The organism is Amycolatopsis sp. NPDC005003 (assembly GCF_053600695.1).
Genome location: NZ_JBSGAI010000047.1, coordinates 23,640 through 38,790, shown reverse-complemented (window position 1 = coordinate 38,790; position 15,151 = coordinate 23,640). Strand labels below are relative to the sequence as shown.

Here is a 15,151-nt window from a genome sequence, read left to right as displayed (position 1 = left end):
TTCGCAGCCTCAGAGGGCGGGCTCGAACATCGAGCTCAGCGGGTCGAGGTCGAGCACCGAGAGCGCGCCCGCGCTCCGGTACCACAGCTCGACGGGGTGGTCGGTGATGAAGCCGTGGCCACCCAGGACCTGGACGGCGTCGCGGGTGGCTTGGGTGGCCACGGAGGCCGCGTAGGCGAGGGCGCCGGTGACGAGGGCGCTGCCCCGTTCGACGTCGCCCGCGTCGAGCCGCGCGGCGACGTCGGCGATCTCCAGGCGTGCGGCGTCGGTGCGCATCTTCGCCTCGGCCAGCAGGAACGACACACCCTGGAACGCGGCGATCGGCTTGCCGAACGCGATCCGGTCCCTGGCGTACACCGCGGCGTACTCGATCGCCCGCGTGGCCGTGCCGACCAGCGCGGAGGCGACGATCAGCCGGATCCGCTCGACCGAGCCCGCGAGCGCGACCGGATCGGCCGAACCGGCTCCCAGCACGGCGGCGGCATCCAGCTCGACGTCGAGGTCGACGGTCGCGGTGGGTACCGCGTCGAGAGCGAGCCCCGGAGCGTCCGGTGTCACCAGGAGCCCCGGTGCCGTGGCCGGGACGACCGCGGCCCGCAGACCGCCGCCCGCCGGGTCCACCCCGATGACGATCACGTCGGCCGCCTGCGTGGCGAACGGGACCGCCACCTTGCGCCCGCGGACACGCACAGTGCCACCCGCGGACTCGACGGTCGTGGTGTACTCGGCCGGCGCGCGGCCGTAACCCTCGTACAGGGCGACGGATCCACGCCAGGACGCGTCGATGCCCCGCACGATGTCGGACTGCCCTGGCGAACCGTGCCTGCTCAACAGGAGCGCCGCGGCGCCGCTCCAGAACGCGCCGACGGTGATGGCCGGATCGCCGTGCGCGAGCTGCTCCACGGCCACGGTTTCGGCGAGGGTCCCGAGCACACCGTCGCCGCCGAGCTCCTCGGGCACCGGGACCGCGAGCCCGGTGCCGAACAGCGTGGTCCAGACCTCCTCGGGGATCGCGCGCTGTTGTTCGGCCGTCCGAGCGGCCGGAGCCAGGACCTCGGACGCCAGCTCCCGGGCCAGCTCCACGATTTCGGGATGCCCCTCGGGCCGGTCCAAGTTGGTCATGAACTCCTCCTCGTCGAGAACGGCGGCCGGGAACACGCGAAACCGCGCGGCCGGATGCCCACGATGCTGTCGGCCCGGCCCGGGGACAACGCCGCGTTCCGGTGGCTGGACCTTCGGCCGGCGACTGCGGAAGGCGTCTGGGTCGAGCGGCCCGGCCGGCGTTCCGTTGGCTAGACCACTGCGGCCGGCGGGCACCCGCTCCGTCCTACAGTGGCGCCCCGGGCAGCCGACCAGGAGAGAGGCCGGAAATGGCAGAGAGCAGCGTGGTGGTCGCCGGCGGCGGTGTCGTCGGGCTCACGACCGCCCTCGGGCTCGCCAGGGCGGGGGTGGACGTCACCGTGTACGAAGCCGGAGCCGCGACCCCGGTCGGCACGGCCGACTACGTCTACCACTGGTCCGCGCTGCCCGTCTTCGCCGCGCTCGACGTCCTCGGCCCTCTGGAGCGGGCCGGGATCGTCGCACCTCGATGGGCTTTCGTCGTTCCCGAAACCGGTCGGCAGATCGTCTTCGACCTGGGTGTCCTCGCGGACGAGGTCGAGCACCCCTACCACCTAACGGTCCGGCGTGAGGTCGTGGTCGAGGTGCTCACCGCAGCGGTGGAGGCATTCCCATCGGGACGGGTCCTGCGCGGCAGGCGCGTGACCGGGATCGCCGGGGACCCGGCCGGGGTCACCGTCCGGATCGACGGGCCCGACGGACCCGGTCACGTCCGGGCCGGCTGGGTGATCGGCGCCGACGGCGCGGGCAGCTGCGTCCGCCGGTCGCTGGGGCTCGGCATGGCCGGGCACACCTGGCCCGAACGGCTCGTGTCCACCACCCTCGGCTTCGACCTCTCGACGTTCTGCGAGGCGCCGCTGCAGGTCTGGCCGGGCGCGGTCCAGCCGGCCGTCGCGCAGCTGATCGAGGACGGCGGGCCGGGCGGGGAACGGTTGTGGCGCTTCGCCTATCCCGAGCAACGCACCCTGCCCGAGGACACCATCCCGGGCCGGATGTCGGCGATGTTCGGCGCCATCCTGCCCGCCCGCGCCGACCCCCTCGTCAGCGACTGGTCCGCCTACCGGATGCACGAGCGGGTCGTCGGCACCTACCGGGTCGGCCGGGCGCTGCTGATCGGGGACGCCGCCCACCTGACCAACCCGACCTCGGGCCTGGGCATGGCCGCGGGCCTCTACGACGCGCTGAGTGTCGTCGAGCGGCTGCCGGCGGTCATCGAGGGCGCCGACCCCGGCGTCCTCGACGACGTGGCGGAAACGCGCCGCCGTGTCTTCTGCGACCAGGTCTCACCGGCCTCGGCCGAGCACCTGAACCTGAGTTTTTACGCCGCACGGAACGGGATCCTGGCGGAGAAGCTCGACCGGCTCGCCGCGCTGGCCGCGGACCGGGACGCGCTGCGGGTGGCGCTCCGCAACCAGCGGCAGATCGCGCGCGGTCCTCGGAAGGCTCAGACGAGCACGTAGATCTTGCCGTCCTCGACCACGACCTCGTAGGTGCGCAGGGCGATGGCGGCGGGCAGGCACAGCGGCTTGCCGGTCCGCAGATCGAACCGGGCCATGTGCAGCGGGCAGAGCACCTCGTCGCCCTCGAGGTCCGAGTCCTCGCCCAGTGACCACTTCTCGTGCGTGCAGGTGTCCGCGGTGGCGAAGAACTCGCCGTTCTCCGTGTGGTACACCGCAATCGGGTCGTCACGGTGCAGGGTCAGGGAAGTACCCGGTTCCAGCTCCGCCACGGTAGCGGCCAGCACCCGTTCCACCTTCGTCTCCTCCCTTTTTCCGGCGGTCATCGTGCATCGCCGATGCCGAGGAACCGCAACGCGTTCCCGCCCAGCACACCCGGCAGAGCGGATTCGTCGACCGCGCCTGCTTCGACCGCTGCGCGGACCTCCGGCTCGGCGACCGCCAGCCGCCCCGGCACCATGGGGTCGTCGGTACCGAGCATGACGTGCTCGATGCCGACCTGCCCGGCGACCAGCCGCAGGTGCTCCGGGTCGAACACGAGCGTGTCGGTCCAGAGCCTGCGCAGCAACGCATCCGCGGCTTCCCCGTCCACGCCCGGCCGGCCGGCGGCCACGTGCAGCGTCCGCGCGTAGGTCCACGGCAGGGCACCGCAACCGTGGCACAACGCGATCCGCAGCCGGGGAAACCGGGCCAGCACGCCGCCGAACACGAGCGCGGTCCCGGCGAGCGCAGTGTCGGTGAGCATCCCGATCCCGAACTCGTAGGGCTGACCGGACCGCCTGACCGCCCGGGCGTCCGTCGGGTGCACGAGGATCGGCAGCTCGAGCTCGTCCGCCGCGGCCCAGAACGGATCCAGCTCCGGATCGTCCAGCTCACGGCCGCCGGGCACGGTCGCCAGCTCGACGCCGGCCAGGCCGCGGTCCCTGATCCGCCTCGCCTCGGCCACCGCGGCGGAGATCGAGCCGGGTTCCGGGCCGATCGGGACGGAACCCAGGCCCAGCAGCCGGCCCGCCGACTTCGCGGCGGCCTCGGCGAGGCGGTCGTTGAGCTCCTCGCTCCAGCGCGCGGCCGCCCGCGTCGAGGCCCACGGAACGAGGGTGACCGGGACCGGGGAAACGACCTGGAGGTCGACACCGGCGGAATCCAGCGCACGCACCCTCTCCTCGACGTCCCACAGCGCCCGCGACGCCCGGCGGGTGACCTTGCCGGCCACGAGGACAGCCGCCGTGTCGCCGTCCGGCACGAGGACGGGCCAGCGGGGGTCGCCGTCCCGGTCGGCGGGGTTCGGCAGCCCGTGGGGGAAGAAGTGCGCGTGGATGTCCACAACGGACGGGCGCTGGACGGTCATGGGCGGCGGCTCCGTGGTCCCGGCTACTTGAAGACCGCGAAGGCCTTGTTGGAGTTGAAGATCTCGGTCTCGACGAAATCGCTCCACCGCAGGGTCAGGCCCAGCTCGGACATCGCCCCGAGCAGGCAGAACCAGTTGAGCATCTCGTGCTGACCGTCGCGGATGATCTCCTGGCCCGTCGCCGACAGCCACACGCTGTGGTCACCCGCGACGAGCGCGTCGTAGAACCGCCGATCGGACTCCGTGTCGGGCCGCAGGTGCCAGTCCTTGTCGTTGAGGAAGGCGTGCGACCAGCTCGACGAGGCGATCAGGGCGATCCGCTCGGTCCGGCCCGAAACGGCCTTCGCCACCGCGCGGCCGAACTCGTAGCACCGCTGCGGCGACGGTCCGGGAGGATCGAGCACCTCGCCCCGGTTGATCTCCGCGAACCTGGCCATCCCGCCCTTGCGGGCGATGACGTGCTCGCCGTAGCAGTTCACCGCCAGCGGGACGATCGGGTAGGGGAACTTCCTGCCCGCGTTGTCGAAGTCCAGGAACACCTGCGTGTTCGCGAACGCGTGCGGGAAATGCACACCCTGGCGCTTCTCGTAGGAGTAGGCGGTGTCGACACCGTTCGCGAGCACGCCCGCGGCGACGTCCTTGGCCAGCTCCTGGTTGCCCACCATCGTGAAGGTCTCGTCGTCGGGCAGGCCCCAGTAGTTCGCGGCCCCGACCTTCTTCAGCACCCCGAACGGCTCCACGACGGTGTCGTTGTAGGCCAGCACGCAGAACGACGGGATGACCTCCTCCCGGAAGTTCTCGTACTGGTCGTCGCCCCACACCAGCAGCACGTCCGGCCGGAATTCGTCCAGTTCGGCACGACACCGGGTCAGCCCCGCCAGCAACCGCTCGCGGTGGCCGGCCGCCGCCGTGGTTCCGGTGTCCGCACCCCACTCCTGCCGGGCCAGGTCGGACCAGTTGCCGGGGTCCTTGCGGTCCTCGGGGATGTCCGGGTCGCGCAGCGTCGACCTGAGCAGACCCGCCATGCCCGCGTCCGTCCCGGCCAGCATCGGATAGTGGGTCAGCCCCAGACCCAGAACCTCACTCATGCCGTTTCCTTTCGTCTCGTCGGTGTGTCAAAGGCGTCGAACGGTGTTCGCGCGAGGATCGCTTTGCGGCACGCCATCAGCGCCCGGGGGTCGTCGACGGCCACCGCGCCCACCAGCACGCCGTCGGTGTCCACGTAGGCGGCCAGCGTCGATCGTCCACCGCGCAGCAGCACGGGTTTGCCCGCGGCGGGCCGGCCCACGATCTGGATCCGGTGTCCGTATTGGTCGGACCATACGTAGGGCACCGTGACCCGGGGAGCGGCCGTGCCGGTGAGATCCGCCGCGACGACGGCGGCGTGCTCGTTGGCGTTCGTCCAGTGCTCGATGCGCATCCCGGCCCCGTAGAACGCGTGCGGCCACTTCGCCACGTCACCCACCGCGTGCACGTGGTCCACGCCGATCGCGCGCAGCCGCTCGTCACAACGGACACCGTCGTCGATCTCGAGCCCGGAACCACCCAGCCAGCCGGTGGCGGGGACCGTCCCGATCCCGACGACCACCACGTCGGCGGGCAGGACGCGGCCGTCGGCCAGCCGGACGCCCGTGACGCGATCGCCCCCGGTCAAAGCCGCGACTCCGGTGCCCGTCAGCAGGGCGACCCCGTTCGCCGCGTGCAGGTCGGCGAACGTCGCCCCGACCTCGGCGCCGAGGAGCGCCGCGAGCGGCTGCTCCTGCACCTCCACCACCGTGACTTCCACACCGTGGGCACTCGCCGACGACGCGAACTCCGCGCCGATGAAGCCGGCGCCCACGACCACGGCCCGCTTCGCGGTGGCCAGTGCCGTGCGCAGCCCGAAGGCGTCCTCGGCATTGCGCAGGGTGTAGACCCCGGCGAGCTCGCCGGCCCCGGGCAACGACCTCGCCGTGGCGCCGGTCGCGATCACGACGTCGTCGTAACCGATGGTCTCGTTCCCGGCCGTCCGCACGGTCCGGCCGGCCGGGTCGAGACCGGTTGCCCGGACGCCCAGCCGCAGGTCGAGCCCGAGCTTTTCGATCTCCTCGGCCGAGAGCAAGGGAACCGGATTCCCGTCGCCCCCGGGGAGCAGCATCTCCTTGGACAACGGCGGCTTGTCGTACGGGTGGTGAGCCTCCTCGCCCAGGATCGTGATGTCCGCTGTGTTCCCCGCGGCCCGCAGCGCCTGCGCGGTGCGGATGCCCGCGACCGAGGCACCCACGATCAGTACCGACATTGCCGTCCCATTCCCGTCGAACCACGTCCGGTGATCACGGTCCCCAGTCTCACGCGGGGTCCGCCGGGAGGTGTAGCGGTCGTCCCGGCCCCCGGAACAGCTCGGGGAAGAATGAATGCGGCCCGCGGTTCCGGCGCGTGGAACACGGCCGCGCCCGCGGGTACCGCAGGCGGCGACGATGCTGCCATGACCGAACTCGCATCAACCGGCACCCGGCCGGGCGTCGCCCAGGCAGCCGCGCGGCTCGACGCCGCGGCCCGCACCCGGCGGCCCTGCTCGCCGGTCCGTGACCTGATCGCCGCCGACGACGTCGACGCGGCCTACGCGGTGCAGCAGGTTCTCGTCGAGGCGCGGATCGCGGCCGGTGCCCGCGTGGTGGGGCGGAAGATCGGCCTCACTTCCGAGGCCGTCCAGCGGCAGCTCGGCGTCGACCGGCCCGACTTCGGGGTGCTGTTCGACGACATGCGGTACCGCCAGGACGAAACCATTCCGCTGGACCGGTTGCTCCAGCCCAAGGTGGAAGCCGAAATCGCGTTCGTCCTCGGTACGGACCTCGCCGACGGGGAACTGGATGCCGCCCGGGTCCGGGCTGCCGTGGCGCATGCCGTGCCCGCGCTGGAGATCGTGGACAGCAGGGTGGCGAGGTGGGACATCTCGTTCGCCGACACCGTCGCGGACAACGCTTCGAGTGGGCTTTTCGTCCTGGGCGAGGACACCGTTCCACTGTCCGAAGTGGAGCCCGCACAGACCGGGATGACCATGACGATCGGCGAGACCGTCGTCTCGACCGGCTCCGGAGCCGCCTGCCTCGGCGATCCGCTGAACGCCCTGAAGTGGCTGGCGGTCACCGCTCGCGAGTTCGGCCGGCCGCTGCGCGCGGGGCAGGTGGTGCTCTCGGGTGCACTGGGCCCGATGGTGCCGGTCGAACCCGGTTCCGTGGTGACCGCCCGGATCACCGGGCTCGGCACGGTGACGGCCCGGTTCGGCGCGACGCTGGAGGAATCATGAGTGAGCCGCGGACGAAGGTGGCGATCATCGGCTCGGGGAACATCGGCACCGACCTGATGATCAAGGTGCTGCGCCATTCGCGGTACCTGGAGATGGGCGCAATGGTCGGGATCGACCCCGCCTCCGACGGCCTCGCCCGCGCCCGGCGGCTGGGAGTGCCCGTCACCGCCGACGGGGTGGACGGCCTGGTCGCGATGGACGGTTTCACCGACATCGGGATCGTTTTCGACGCCACGTCGGCGAAGGCCCACCTCACCAACGTCGACCGGCTTCAGCCGCTGGGTAAACGGCTCATCGACCTCACACCGGCGGCGGTCGGGCCGTACGTGGTGCCGGCGGTCAACCTCGGCGAGCATCTCGACGAACCGGACGTCAACATGGTCACCTGCGGCGGCCAGGCCACCATCCCGGTGGTCGCGGCCGTTTCGCGGGTCGCGCCCGTGCCTTACGCGGAGATCGTCGCCTCGATCGCGTCCCGGTCGGCCGGCCCCGGTACCCGGGCCAACATCGACGAGTTCACCGAAACGACGGCTCACGCGATCGAGACCGTCGGCGGCGCTGCCGCGGGCAAGGCGATCATCATCCTCAACCCGGCCGAGCCGCCGCTGATCATGCGGGACACCGTGCTTTGCCTCGTGTCCGCGCCGGAGGCGGAAACCCGGGACCGGATCCGTGACTCGGTGGAGAAGATGGTGGCCGAGGTCGCCGCCTACGTCCCGGGCTACCGGCTCAAGCAGAAAGTGCAGATCACCCCGGTGCCCGGCGACCAGCCGGTGCGCACCCTGCTGGTCGACGGCGCGGAGCCGCCCACCCACCAGGTTTCGGTCTTCCTCGAGGTCGAGGGGGCAGCGCACTACCTGCCCGCCTACGCCGGGAATCTCGACATCATGACCTCGGCGGCGCTGCGGGTGGCCGAGCAGATCGCGCAGCGGGAGGCGACGCACCGATGAGCCACCGGATCTTCGTCCAGGACGTCACCCTGCGCGACGGGATGCACGCCGTCCGCCATCGCATCGAACCGGACGACGTGGCCAGGATCGTGGCCGCGCTGGACGCCGCGGGCGTCGACGGCATCGAGGTCGCCCACGGCGACGGCCTGGCCGGCGGGTCCCTGAACTACGGACCCGGCTCGCACACCGACTGGGAGTGGATCGAGGCCGCCGCGGCGAGCATCGAGCGAGCCAGGCTGACCACCCTGCTGCTGCCCGGCATCGGCACCATCGCCGAGCTGCGCACCGCCTACCGGCTGGGCGTGCGTTCGGTCCGGGTCGCCACCCACTGCACCGAGGCCGACGTCGCCGCCCAGCACATCGCCACCGCACGCGAACTCGGCATGGACGTCTCCGGGTTCCTCATGATGAGCCACCTGGCCCCGCCGGAGAAGCTGGCCGGACAGGCGAAGCTGATGGAGTCCTACGGTGCGCACTGCGTCTACGTGACCGATTCCGGCGGCCGGCTGACCATGGACGGTGTCCGCGACCGGGTGCGCGCCTACCGGGACGCGCTCGACCCGGCCACGGAGATCGGCATCCACGCCCACGAAAACCTGTCCCTGTCGGTGGCGAACAGCGTCGTCGCCGTCGAGGAGGGCGCGGTCCGGGTCGACGCGTCCCTGGCCGGCCACGGCGCAGGCGCGGGCAACTGCCCGATCGAACCGTTCGTCGCGGTGGCCGACCTGTCCGGCTGGAAGCACCACTGCGACCTGTTCGCCTTGCAGGACGCGGCCGACGACCTGGTGCGTCCCCTGCAGGACCGGCCCGTCCGGGTCGACCGGGAGACGCTCACCCTCGGCTACGCCGGTGTCTACTCGAGCTTCCTCCGGCACGCCGAAACGGCGTCGCTTCGGTATGGCATCGACGTCCGCGACATCCTCGTCGAGGTCGGCCGCCGGGGCCTGGTCGGCGGTCAGGAGGACATGATCGTGGACGTCGCACTGGATCTGGCGGAGCGGGCCGCCGAGTAGGCCGGGCTCAACCACGGGTCAGGCCTGAGCTCGGTGACTCGCTGGTGGATTTCGTTCGACCTGAAGCTGACCGAGCCGGCCGACGCCGAGTCGTTCGACATCGCGATCTCGTTCTGCGGTTCGCAGCGGCACTACGTCAAGCGCCTGGTGCGGGCAGTTCAAGTGCGATCGTGCCCGCCGGTCCCGGCGGCGTGCTCTGTCTCGCTTGTACGCGCGCCATGGAGAGTCGCCCCGGCTCTACCTGCCCGGGCCGGGTGAAGTCGGTCGCGGCGGAGAGCAGACAACCCGGCGGCGCCCGCGCAACTGCGCTACTTCAAGATGATCTTGGCGCCGTGGAACGGCGGGGGATCAGGGTCGGTGCGGCGACGACGGTCCGCGGTGGCCGGTCGGTGCTTGCTTCGTTCAGCAGGTCGAGGGCGTTGGTGGCGATCTGGGCGAAGGGGACGCGCACGGTGGTCAGCGGGACGGGCAGGCTGCTGACGACGGGGATGTCGTTGTAGCCGACCAGAGACAGGTCTTCCGGGATACGCAGTCCGAGAGCGTGGGCGGCGGCCATGACGCCGATGGCCGTGTTGTCGTTGACGGCGAAGATCGCGGTAGGGCGGTCGGTTCGGTCGAGCAGGATCCGGCCGGCAGCTTCGCCGGACTTCATCGAGAAGGAGTCACCGGCGATCAGGGGCTCGTCCACGGCTATCGCTGCTTCAGTGAGCGCGTCGCGGTAACCGTCGAGCCGGCCGCGGGCGCTGGAAGCGTAGTCCGGGCCGCCGACGAGGCCGATCCTGCGGTGGCCGAGGTCGATGAGGTGCCGGACGGCCAGCCGGGCGCCGAGCTGGTCGTCGCCGATGGCGGCCGGACCGATGCCGTCGGTGCGCAGCGCGAGCGCGTGCGGGACGCCTTGCGCGGTCGGAACGCCGAGTCTCGCGGTGGTGAGGACGAGGCCGTCGACGCGGCGCCGGACGAGCGTCTGGACAGCGAACTGCTCTGTGGCGGGATCGTCCTCGGTGGTGGCCACGACGGCGAAGAGGCCGCGGCCGGCTGCGGCGGTGGCGATCTGTTCGTACAGCATCGCCATCACGGTGTCGGTGAGCCGGGGGACGATCACGCCGACGGTGTTGGTGCCGGCGCGGCGCATGCCGGCGGCGAGCGGGTCGCGGACGTAGCCGAGTTCGGCGGCGATCTGGCGGACGCGCTGGGCGGTTTCGCTGTTGGACCGGGGGAGGCGTTCGTTGAGGATCCGGGACACGGTGGACTTGCTGACCCCGGCCGCCCGGGCGACGTCGACGATGGTCACCACACGCTGAAGGCTACTGGCTGGCCGCCCATTTCCGGGGGAGGGGTTGACGGCGGCACGGTCGTGGCGCATCGTGTGGGAACGTTCCTGCAACCGTTCCCATCGATGTCGGAAAGGCTCGAGAATGTCTTCGGAGCACACCCTTGACCTGCGCGGACTGGTGCCCGCCCCCGTCACGCCGTTCACCGTGGACGGCGCGGTCGACCACGCGGCTCTCGCCTCTTACGGCAAGTGGCTGGCCGGGTTCGAAGGGGTGAAGGGGCTGGTCTGCCTCGGCCACGCCGGGGAGGGCACCTTCCTGACCCAGGACGAGCAGGTCGCCACCATCCGCACCCTGGTCGAGGCGGTCGACGGCACGGTCCCGATCATCGCCGGGATCACCGGCGAGGGCACCGCGGTCGCCGCCGAGGAGGCGGTGCGTGCGGTGAACGCCGGCGCGGCCGCCGGGCTGGTCTACCCCTCGCACGGCTGGCTGCGGTTCGGCTTCCAGACCGGCGCGCCGCAGGACCGCTACCGGGCGATCTTCGAGACCTCGGGGCTGCCGCTGATCCTGTTCCAGTACCCGGACGTCACGAAGGCCAGCTACGACCTGGCGACCCAGCTGGAGATCGCCGCGCAGCCGGGCGTGTTCGCCACCAAGAACGGGGTGCGCAACATGCGCCGCTGGGACACCGAGATCCCGGTGCTGCGGGCCGAGCACCCGGAGCTGCAGATCCTGTCCTGCCACGACGAGTACCTGCTGCACACGATGTTCGACGTCGACGGTCTGCTGGTCGGCTACGGCGGCCTGGCACCGGAGCCGCTGCTGGAGCTGATCGCCGCGGGCAAGGCGCGGGACTACCCGGCCGCCCGGGCGGTTCACGACCGGCTGCTGCCGGTGACCAAGGCCGTCTACCACCGCGGTTCGCACATGGAAGGCACCGTGGCCCTCAAGCTGGGTCTCAAGGCCCGCGGCGTCCTGCCGACCGCGACTGTGCGGTCCCCGCTGATCGACCTGTCCGCCGAGGCCGAAGAAGAGATCGTCCTCGCGCTCAAGGCCGCCGAACTCCTCTGAACGTCTGCCGGGGCGGCAGCGCCGTGCTGTCGCCCCGGGATCCGGTGACAATGCAGTCCCGAAGGACTCCGCAATGAGGCGGAGAGCGAGGAACGAACCCATGACCACCATTGCTGCAGGCGGCGGGACCGCGGCGACCGCGACCGCCGCCGTGGTCGCCCGCCTCGAGCGGCTCCCGATCACCCGCCGGCTCCTGCTGATCCGCGTCATCATCGGCTCGGCGACCTTCTTCGACGCCTACACCGTGCTGGTCATCGCCTTCGCCATGCCCCAGCTGGTCACCGAATGGCACCTCAGCCCAGCCCAGGTCGGCGCCATCCTCTCCGCCGGCTACGTCGGCCAGCTCATCGGCGCGGTCACCTTCGGCTGGATCGCCGAGAAGTTCGGCCGGATGAACACGCTGCTGATCACCATCGTCCTGTTCGTCTCGATGGACGTCGCGTGCCTGTTCGCCTGGAGCGGCACGTCGATCCTGATCTTCCGGTTCCTGCAGGGCATCGGCACCGGCGGCGAAGTCCCGGTGGCCAGCGCCTACATCAACGAGTTCATCGGGGCCCGCAAGCGCGGCCGGTTCTTCCTGCTCTACGAGGTCATCTTCCCCGTCGGGCTGATGTTCGCCGGGATCGCGGGCTACTTCCTGGTCCCGGTCTACGGCTGGCGTGCCCTGTTCGTCGTCGGGCTCATCCCCGCCGTGCTGACCATCCCGCTGCGCCTGCTGATGCCGGAATCACCGCGCTGGCTGGCCGCCAAGGGCCGCGTCGAGAAGGCCGACAAGGTCGTCTCGATGCTCGAGAACGAGGCGGTGAAGCAGGGGCACGTCCTGACCGAGCCCGTTGTCCGTCCGGTCGATCCGAAGGCGAAGACCCGCTCGGACTGGCGTGAGCTGTTCCAGGGCATCTACCGCAGGCGCACGTTGATGATCTGGGTGCTGTGGGCGACCGTCTACCTGGTCAACAACGGCCTGGTCACCTGGCTGCCCACCCTCTACAAGCAGCTCTTCCACCTGCCTTTGCAGACCAGCCTCGCCTACGGCTGGGTCACCTCCGGTGTCGGCGTGCTCGCCTCGGTCGCCTGTGCATTGCTGATCGACAAGGTCGGCCGCAAACGCTGGTACTCCTGGGCTTTCCTGCTCGCGATCGTGCCGCTGGTCGCGCTCACCGTTTCCGGTGCCACCACAGCGATCCAGGTCCTGATCATGGCCACGCTCGCCTACGCGATCCTGCAGACGATCTCGTTCTCCCTGTACCTCTACTCGGCCGAGCTGTATCCGACGCGGCTGCGCGCGATCGGCACCGGCTTCGGCAGCGCCTGGCTGCGCGCCGGCTCCTCTGTCGGCCCGCTGCTGGTCGGTTGGATCGTCGCCGACCTCGGCATCCGCTACGTCTTCTCGGCCTTTGCCGCGGTCGCCCTCATCGGCGGAATCGTCACCATCCTGTTCGCCATCGAAACCAGGAACAAGGTCCTCGAAGAGCTTTCACCGTGACCGAGGGCAGGCCCGGCGATGTGGAAGCTCAGCTGACGCCACTGTCGCGCTGGGACTGGGAGAACGGGCCGAGTGCGACGAAGACCTTCTTCGAAGGTTCGAGGGTTTCCCACCGGCCCCGGAAACCCCGGGGGCACGAAGAATGCCTCGCCGGCCTCGAAGACCCGGCGGTCACGGGTCGGGCCGCGCACCCCGGTGCGCAGGTTGGTGGCGGAGTCAGCCGCCGATGCCGGCTTCGAGGGCGAGGAGGGCGGTGGTCACCGGCTGGAAGAATGTCACGCCGCCGGTTCGGCAGTTGCCGGAGCCGCCGGAGGTGATGCCGATGGCGGCGCCGTCGCGGGTGAACAGCGGTCCGCCGCTGTCGCCGCCCTCGGCGCACACCGTGGTTCGGATGAGCCCGGTGACCCGGCCTTCGCGAAGGCGGAGTAGCCGGCAAGGAGGCGCACGTGGACGTCTGGCACCTGCGGTACTTCATCGAGGTCGCGAGCAGGCACCATCGCCGCGGCCGGCATCGGCCTGTCGATGGCTCATCCCTGCTCGCCCCCGGGGTGGCCGTCGGCTCAATCTCACCGAGGAAGGCCGGCGGCTGCTGTTCCTCGCGAAGAGGTGCTGTGCGCGTTCGACCGTGTGGAAGCCCTTAGCACGCTCGGTGGCAGATGAGTGCGTTCATCAGGCATGTCCGACACACTGGCCTCATGCGGCAGGCATTCGTCCACGAGGCGGTCCTCGTCATGGGGCCGGAAGCCGACGAGGGGGCTCCCGGCGCGGCCGTCACTGTGGCGTTGTGCGGGCGTTGGGACCATGAAGGGCCGTGCCCTCTGTCCCCGCACCGGGTGCACGCCGACCGGGTTGACGACGAGCTGCACGTGACGGTCGTGTTCGCGGCAGAGCCCGAGGCGGAGCATGAGGTACGGCGGCGCATCGAACGGGCGCTGGCCGGCCAGTGGCGGTTCCCCGAGGGCTTCACCACCCCGTGGCAACTCCGGGGAAGCCGGCCTCGCGATGTGTCACCAGAAGGGAGGGGCCAGGCGGAACGCCTGATTCGCGGATGACCCGCTCTGGCTGCACGCACAAGGACTTGGCGAAACGTCCCCAACTCGGCAGTAGCGGACGGTCGATTGTCGTCGCCATGTTCGGTCCGCACTGTGGGGCCGGCGCATGTCCTTCGGTGGATCATTTGCTGTTGGTGTCCGCTGCCGCCAGCCCGGTCTGCCTGTAGTAGCTGGCGACGTGTCGACTCGGACCGGCACCGTTGCGACAACCAAGGCGGCAGGAGTGAGGTATGGCAAGGCGTAGCCGTCGCGCCGGCCGGGATCGAGTTCGCCGGCCAGTGTGTTGAGGATCGGCTCGCAGCCTCAGGCCTGGTTCGTATCCAGGACTTCCGCGGCTTCGCGGTCGTTCGTGTTCTGGGGCACCAGTCGACGAGCGCCTACATCGCGCCTGTCGGAGTCGACCGCGGCGTGTCGGCGCCCATGCGGGCCCAGGCGAGGCGTAGTCCCTACAGAGCGGCAGAACTGCTGGTCGAAGCCCTCGGTCTTTCGGTGGCCGAACCGTGGCGGGCTGGCTGCTGGTGATCAGTGTGGCTATGGTGTGTCGCATGAACACGCATCCTGTGCATGGATGCTGCGAACATGTGTTCGAGTCCCCCCTCGGGCACTCAATTACCCCATGGAGCCGCGCGTCGCGGCCGGGTCAGAGTAACAGCAGCTGGTCGCCGACGGCCTCAACTGTCGTGGCAAGTGCGGGGGTGTGGGCTATATGCCCTGACTTGTCGTGTGGGGCCGCCACACATGATCGTTAGGTCGTTCGTTCTCAGGTAGTCGGCGATCACGGCTCCATCATCACCGACAGTCTCGGCGAATCGCGCGCGGAGATCGTCGAGTAGGTGGTCTTCGCGGACTTAGACGTTCTTGGCGAGCCCTGGTGGACGGTTGCGGGCGCTGGTGTGGCCGTGCTGGGTGGGCCGGGCTGCGCGCATGCCCTGGATCGCCAGGAAGGTTGCCTCGTCCACGAGCGCCGGATGTGTCACCTTGTCCGACTTGGCCCAGCCTCGTGCCGTCGGCGGTCGGGCTGGGTAACCGTGGTGGGCCGGTCCGGTTGTTCTGGTGCCGTGTCGGTTCCACCTGCCGTCCGGTGGCGGTTGCGGTCCG

14 protein-coding genes are annotated in these 15,151 nt (G+C 70.6%); 7 read left to right on the top strand and 7 right to left on the bottom strand.

Features of this window, described 5'->3' with window-relative positions:
- Nucleotides 1-9 precede the first annotated feature (9 nt).
- Complete coding sequence (locus ACWED2_RS39035) at nt 10-1,122, bottom strand: acyl-CoA dehydrogenase family protein (RefSeq protein WP_449695549.1); 1,113 nt, start codon at nt 1,120-1,122, stop codon at nt 10-12.
- 248 nt (nt 1,123-1,370) lie between these two features.
- Between ACWED2_RS39035 and ACWED2_RS39030 the strand changes: the two genes are divergently transcribed.
- The gene (locus ACWED2_RS39030; RefSeq protein ID WP_449695548.1) at nt 1,371-2,579 is read left to right on the top strand and encodes an FAD-dependent oxidoreductase; all 1,209 of its coding nucleotides are present in this window, start codon (nt 1,371-1,373) and stop codon (nt 2,577-2,579) included.
- Here ACWED2_RS39030 and ACWED2_RS39025 read toward each other — a convergent pair.
- From ACWED2_RS39025 to ACWED2_RS39010, 4 genes are read right to left on the bottom strand one after another with little or no spacing between them, the layout of a single operon-like run.
- The gene (locus ACWED2_RS39025; protein ID WP_449695547.1) at nt 2,564-2,872 is read right to left on the bottom strand and encodes a non-heme iron oxygenase ferredoxin subunit; all 309 of its coding nucleotides are present in this window, start codon (nt 2,870-2,872) and stop codon (nt 2,564-2,566) included. The two genes, ACWED2_RS39030 and ACWED2_RS39025, sit on opposite strands and share 16 nt — an antisense overlap.
- A 26-nt stretch (nt 2,873-2,898) precedes the next feature.
- A complete protein-coding gene (locus ACWED2_RS39020; protein ID WP_449695546.1) occupies nt 2,899-3,924 on the bottom strand; it encodes an amidohydrolase family protein in 1,026 nt (341 codons plus the stop codon).
- A 23-nt stretch (nt 3,925-3,947) separates the two neighbouring features.
- Complete coding sequence (locus ACWED2_RS39015) at nt 3,948-5,012, bottom strand: DODA-type extradiol aromatic ring-opening family dioxygenase (RefSeq protein ID WP_449695545.1); 1,065 nt, start codon at nt 5,010-5,012, stop codon at nt 3,948-3,950.
- Nucleotides 5,009-6,202, bottom strand: a complete 1,194-nt coding sequence (locus ACWED2_RS39010) for an NAD(P)/FAD-dependent oxidoreductase (protein WP_449695544.1) — start codon at nt 6,200-6,202, stop codon at nt 5,009-5,011. Before ACWED2_RS39010 ends, ACWED2_RS39015 begins: the two co-directional genes overlap by 4 nt.
- Before the next feature lie 186 nt (nt 6,203-6,388).
- Between ACWED2_RS39010 and ACWED2_RS39005 the strand changes: the two genes are divergently transcribed.
- The 3 genes from ACWED2_RS39005 to dmpG are packed head-to-tail and all read left to right on the top strand — an operon-like array spanning nt 6,389 to nt 9,173.
- Nucleotides 6,389-7,210, top strand: coding sequence for a 2-keto-4-pentenoate hydratase (locus tag ACWED2_RS39005; protein ID WP_449695543.1), 822 nt, complete (start codon nt 6,389-6,391; stop codon nt 7,208-7,210).
- The gene (locus tag ACWED2_RS39000; protein WP_449695542.1) at nt 7,207-8,160 is read left to right on the top strand and encodes an acetaldehyde dehydrogenase (acetylating); all 954 of its coding nucleotides are present in this window, start codon (nt 7,207-7,209) and stop codon (nt 8,158-8,160) included. The genes ACWED2_RS39005 and ACWED2_RS39000 overlap by 4 nt, the downstream gene beginning before the upstream one ends.
- Nucleotides 8,157-9,173: a 4-hydroxy-2-oxovalerate aldolase gene (gene dmpG, locus ACWED2_RS38995; protein WP_449695541.1), complete on the top strand. Its 1,017-nt coding sequence runs from the start codon at nt 8,157-8,159 to the stop codon at nt 9,171-9,173. Before ACWED2_RS39000 ends, dmpG begins: the two co-directional genes overlap by 4 nt.
- 313 nt (nt 9,174-9,486) lie before the next feature.
- On the opposite strand, the gene ACWED2_RS38990 is transcribed toward dmpG, so the two are convergent.
- Complete coding sequence (locus tag ACWED2_RS38990) at nt 9,487-10,467, bottom strand: LacI family DNA-binding transcriptional regulator (protein WP_449695540.1); 981 nt, start codon at nt 10,465-10,467, stop codon at nt 9,487-9,489.
- 121 nt (nt 10,468-10,588) lie between these two features.
- Here ACWED2_RS38990 and ACWED2_RS38985 point away from each other — a divergent pair, with 121 nt between their 5' ends.
- A complete protein-coding gene (locus ACWED2_RS38985; protein ID WP_449695539.1) occupies nt 10,589-11,518 on the top strand; it encodes a dihydrodipicolinate synthase family protein in 930 nt (309 codons plus the stop codon).
- A gap of 100 nt (nt 11,519-11,618) precedes the next feature.
- A complete protein-coding gene (locus ACWED2_RS38980; protein ID WP_449695538.1) occupies nt 11,619-13,001 on the top strand; it encodes an MFS transporter in 1,383 nt (460 codons plus the stop codon).
- Between the two features lie 216 nt (nt 13,002-13,217).
- Here the strand turns inward: ACWED2_RS38980 and ACWED2_RS38975 are convergent, their stop codons facing one another.
- A complete protein-coding gene (locus tag ACWED2_RS38975; protein WP_449695537.1) occupies nt 13,218-13,382 on the bottom strand; it encodes a trypsin-like serine protease in 165 nt (54 codons plus the stop codon).
- A gap of 314 nt (nt 13,383-13,696) precedes the next feature.
- Here ACWED2_RS38975 and ACWED2_RS38970 point away from each other — a divergent pair, with 314 nt between their 5' ends.
- Nucleotides 13,697-14,053, top strand: coding sequence for a hypothetical protein (locus ACWED2_RS38970; protein ID WP_449695536.1), 357 nt, complete (start codon nt 13,697-13,699; stop codon nt 14,051-14,053).
- Nucleotides 14,054-15,151 lie beyond the last annotated feature (1,098 nt).

Excerpts from the sequence above, each read along its gene's own strand:
- ACWED2_RS39035 (WP_449695549.1), bottom strand. The coding sequence starts at position 1,122 with ATGACCAACTTGGACCGGCCCGAGGGGCATCCCGAAATCGTGGAGCTG.
- ACWED2_RS39030 (WP_449695548.1), top strand. The coding sequence starts at position 1,371 with ATGGCAGAGAGCAGCGTGGTGGTCGCCGGCGGCGGTGTCGTCGGGCTC.
- ACWED2_RS39020 (WP_449695546.1), bottom strand. The coding sequence starts at position 3,924 with ATGACCGTCCAGCGCCCGTCCGTTGTGGACATCCACGCGCACTTCTTC.
- ACWED2_RS39015 (WP_449695545.1), bottom strand. The coding sequence starts at position 5,012 with ATGAGTGAGGTTCTGGGTCTGGGGCTGACCCACTATCCGATGCTGGCC.
- ACWED2_RS39010 (WP_449695544.1), bottom strand. The coding sequence starts at position 6,202 with ATGTCGGTACTGATCGTGGGTGCCTCGGTCGCGGGCATCCGCACCGCG.
- ACWED2_RS39005 (WP_449695543.1), top strand. The coding sequence starts at position 6,389 with ATGACCGAACTCGCATCAACCGGCACCCGGCCGGGCGTCGCCCAGGCA.
- ACWED2_RS39000 (WP_449695542.1), top strand. The coding sequence starts at position 7,207 with ATGAGTGAGCCGCGGACGAAGGTGGCGATCATCGGCTCGGGGAACATC.
- dmpG (WP_449695541.1), top strand. The coding sequence starts at position 8,157 with ATGAGCCACCGGATCTTCGTCCAGGACGTCACCCTGCGCGACGGGATG.
- ACWED2_RS38985 (WP_449695539.1), top strand. The coding sequence starts at position 10,589 with ATGTCTTCGGAGCACACCCTTGACCTGCGCGGACTGGTGCCCGCCCCC.
- ACWED2_RS38980 (WP_449695538.1), top strand. The coding sequence starts at position 11,619 with ATGACCACCATTGCTGCAGGCGGCGGGACCGCGGCGACCGCGACCGCC.
- ACWED2_RS38970 (WP_449695536.1), top strand. The coding sequence starts at position 13,697 with ATGCGGCAGGCATTCGTCCACGAGGCGGTCCTCGTCATGGGGCCGGAA.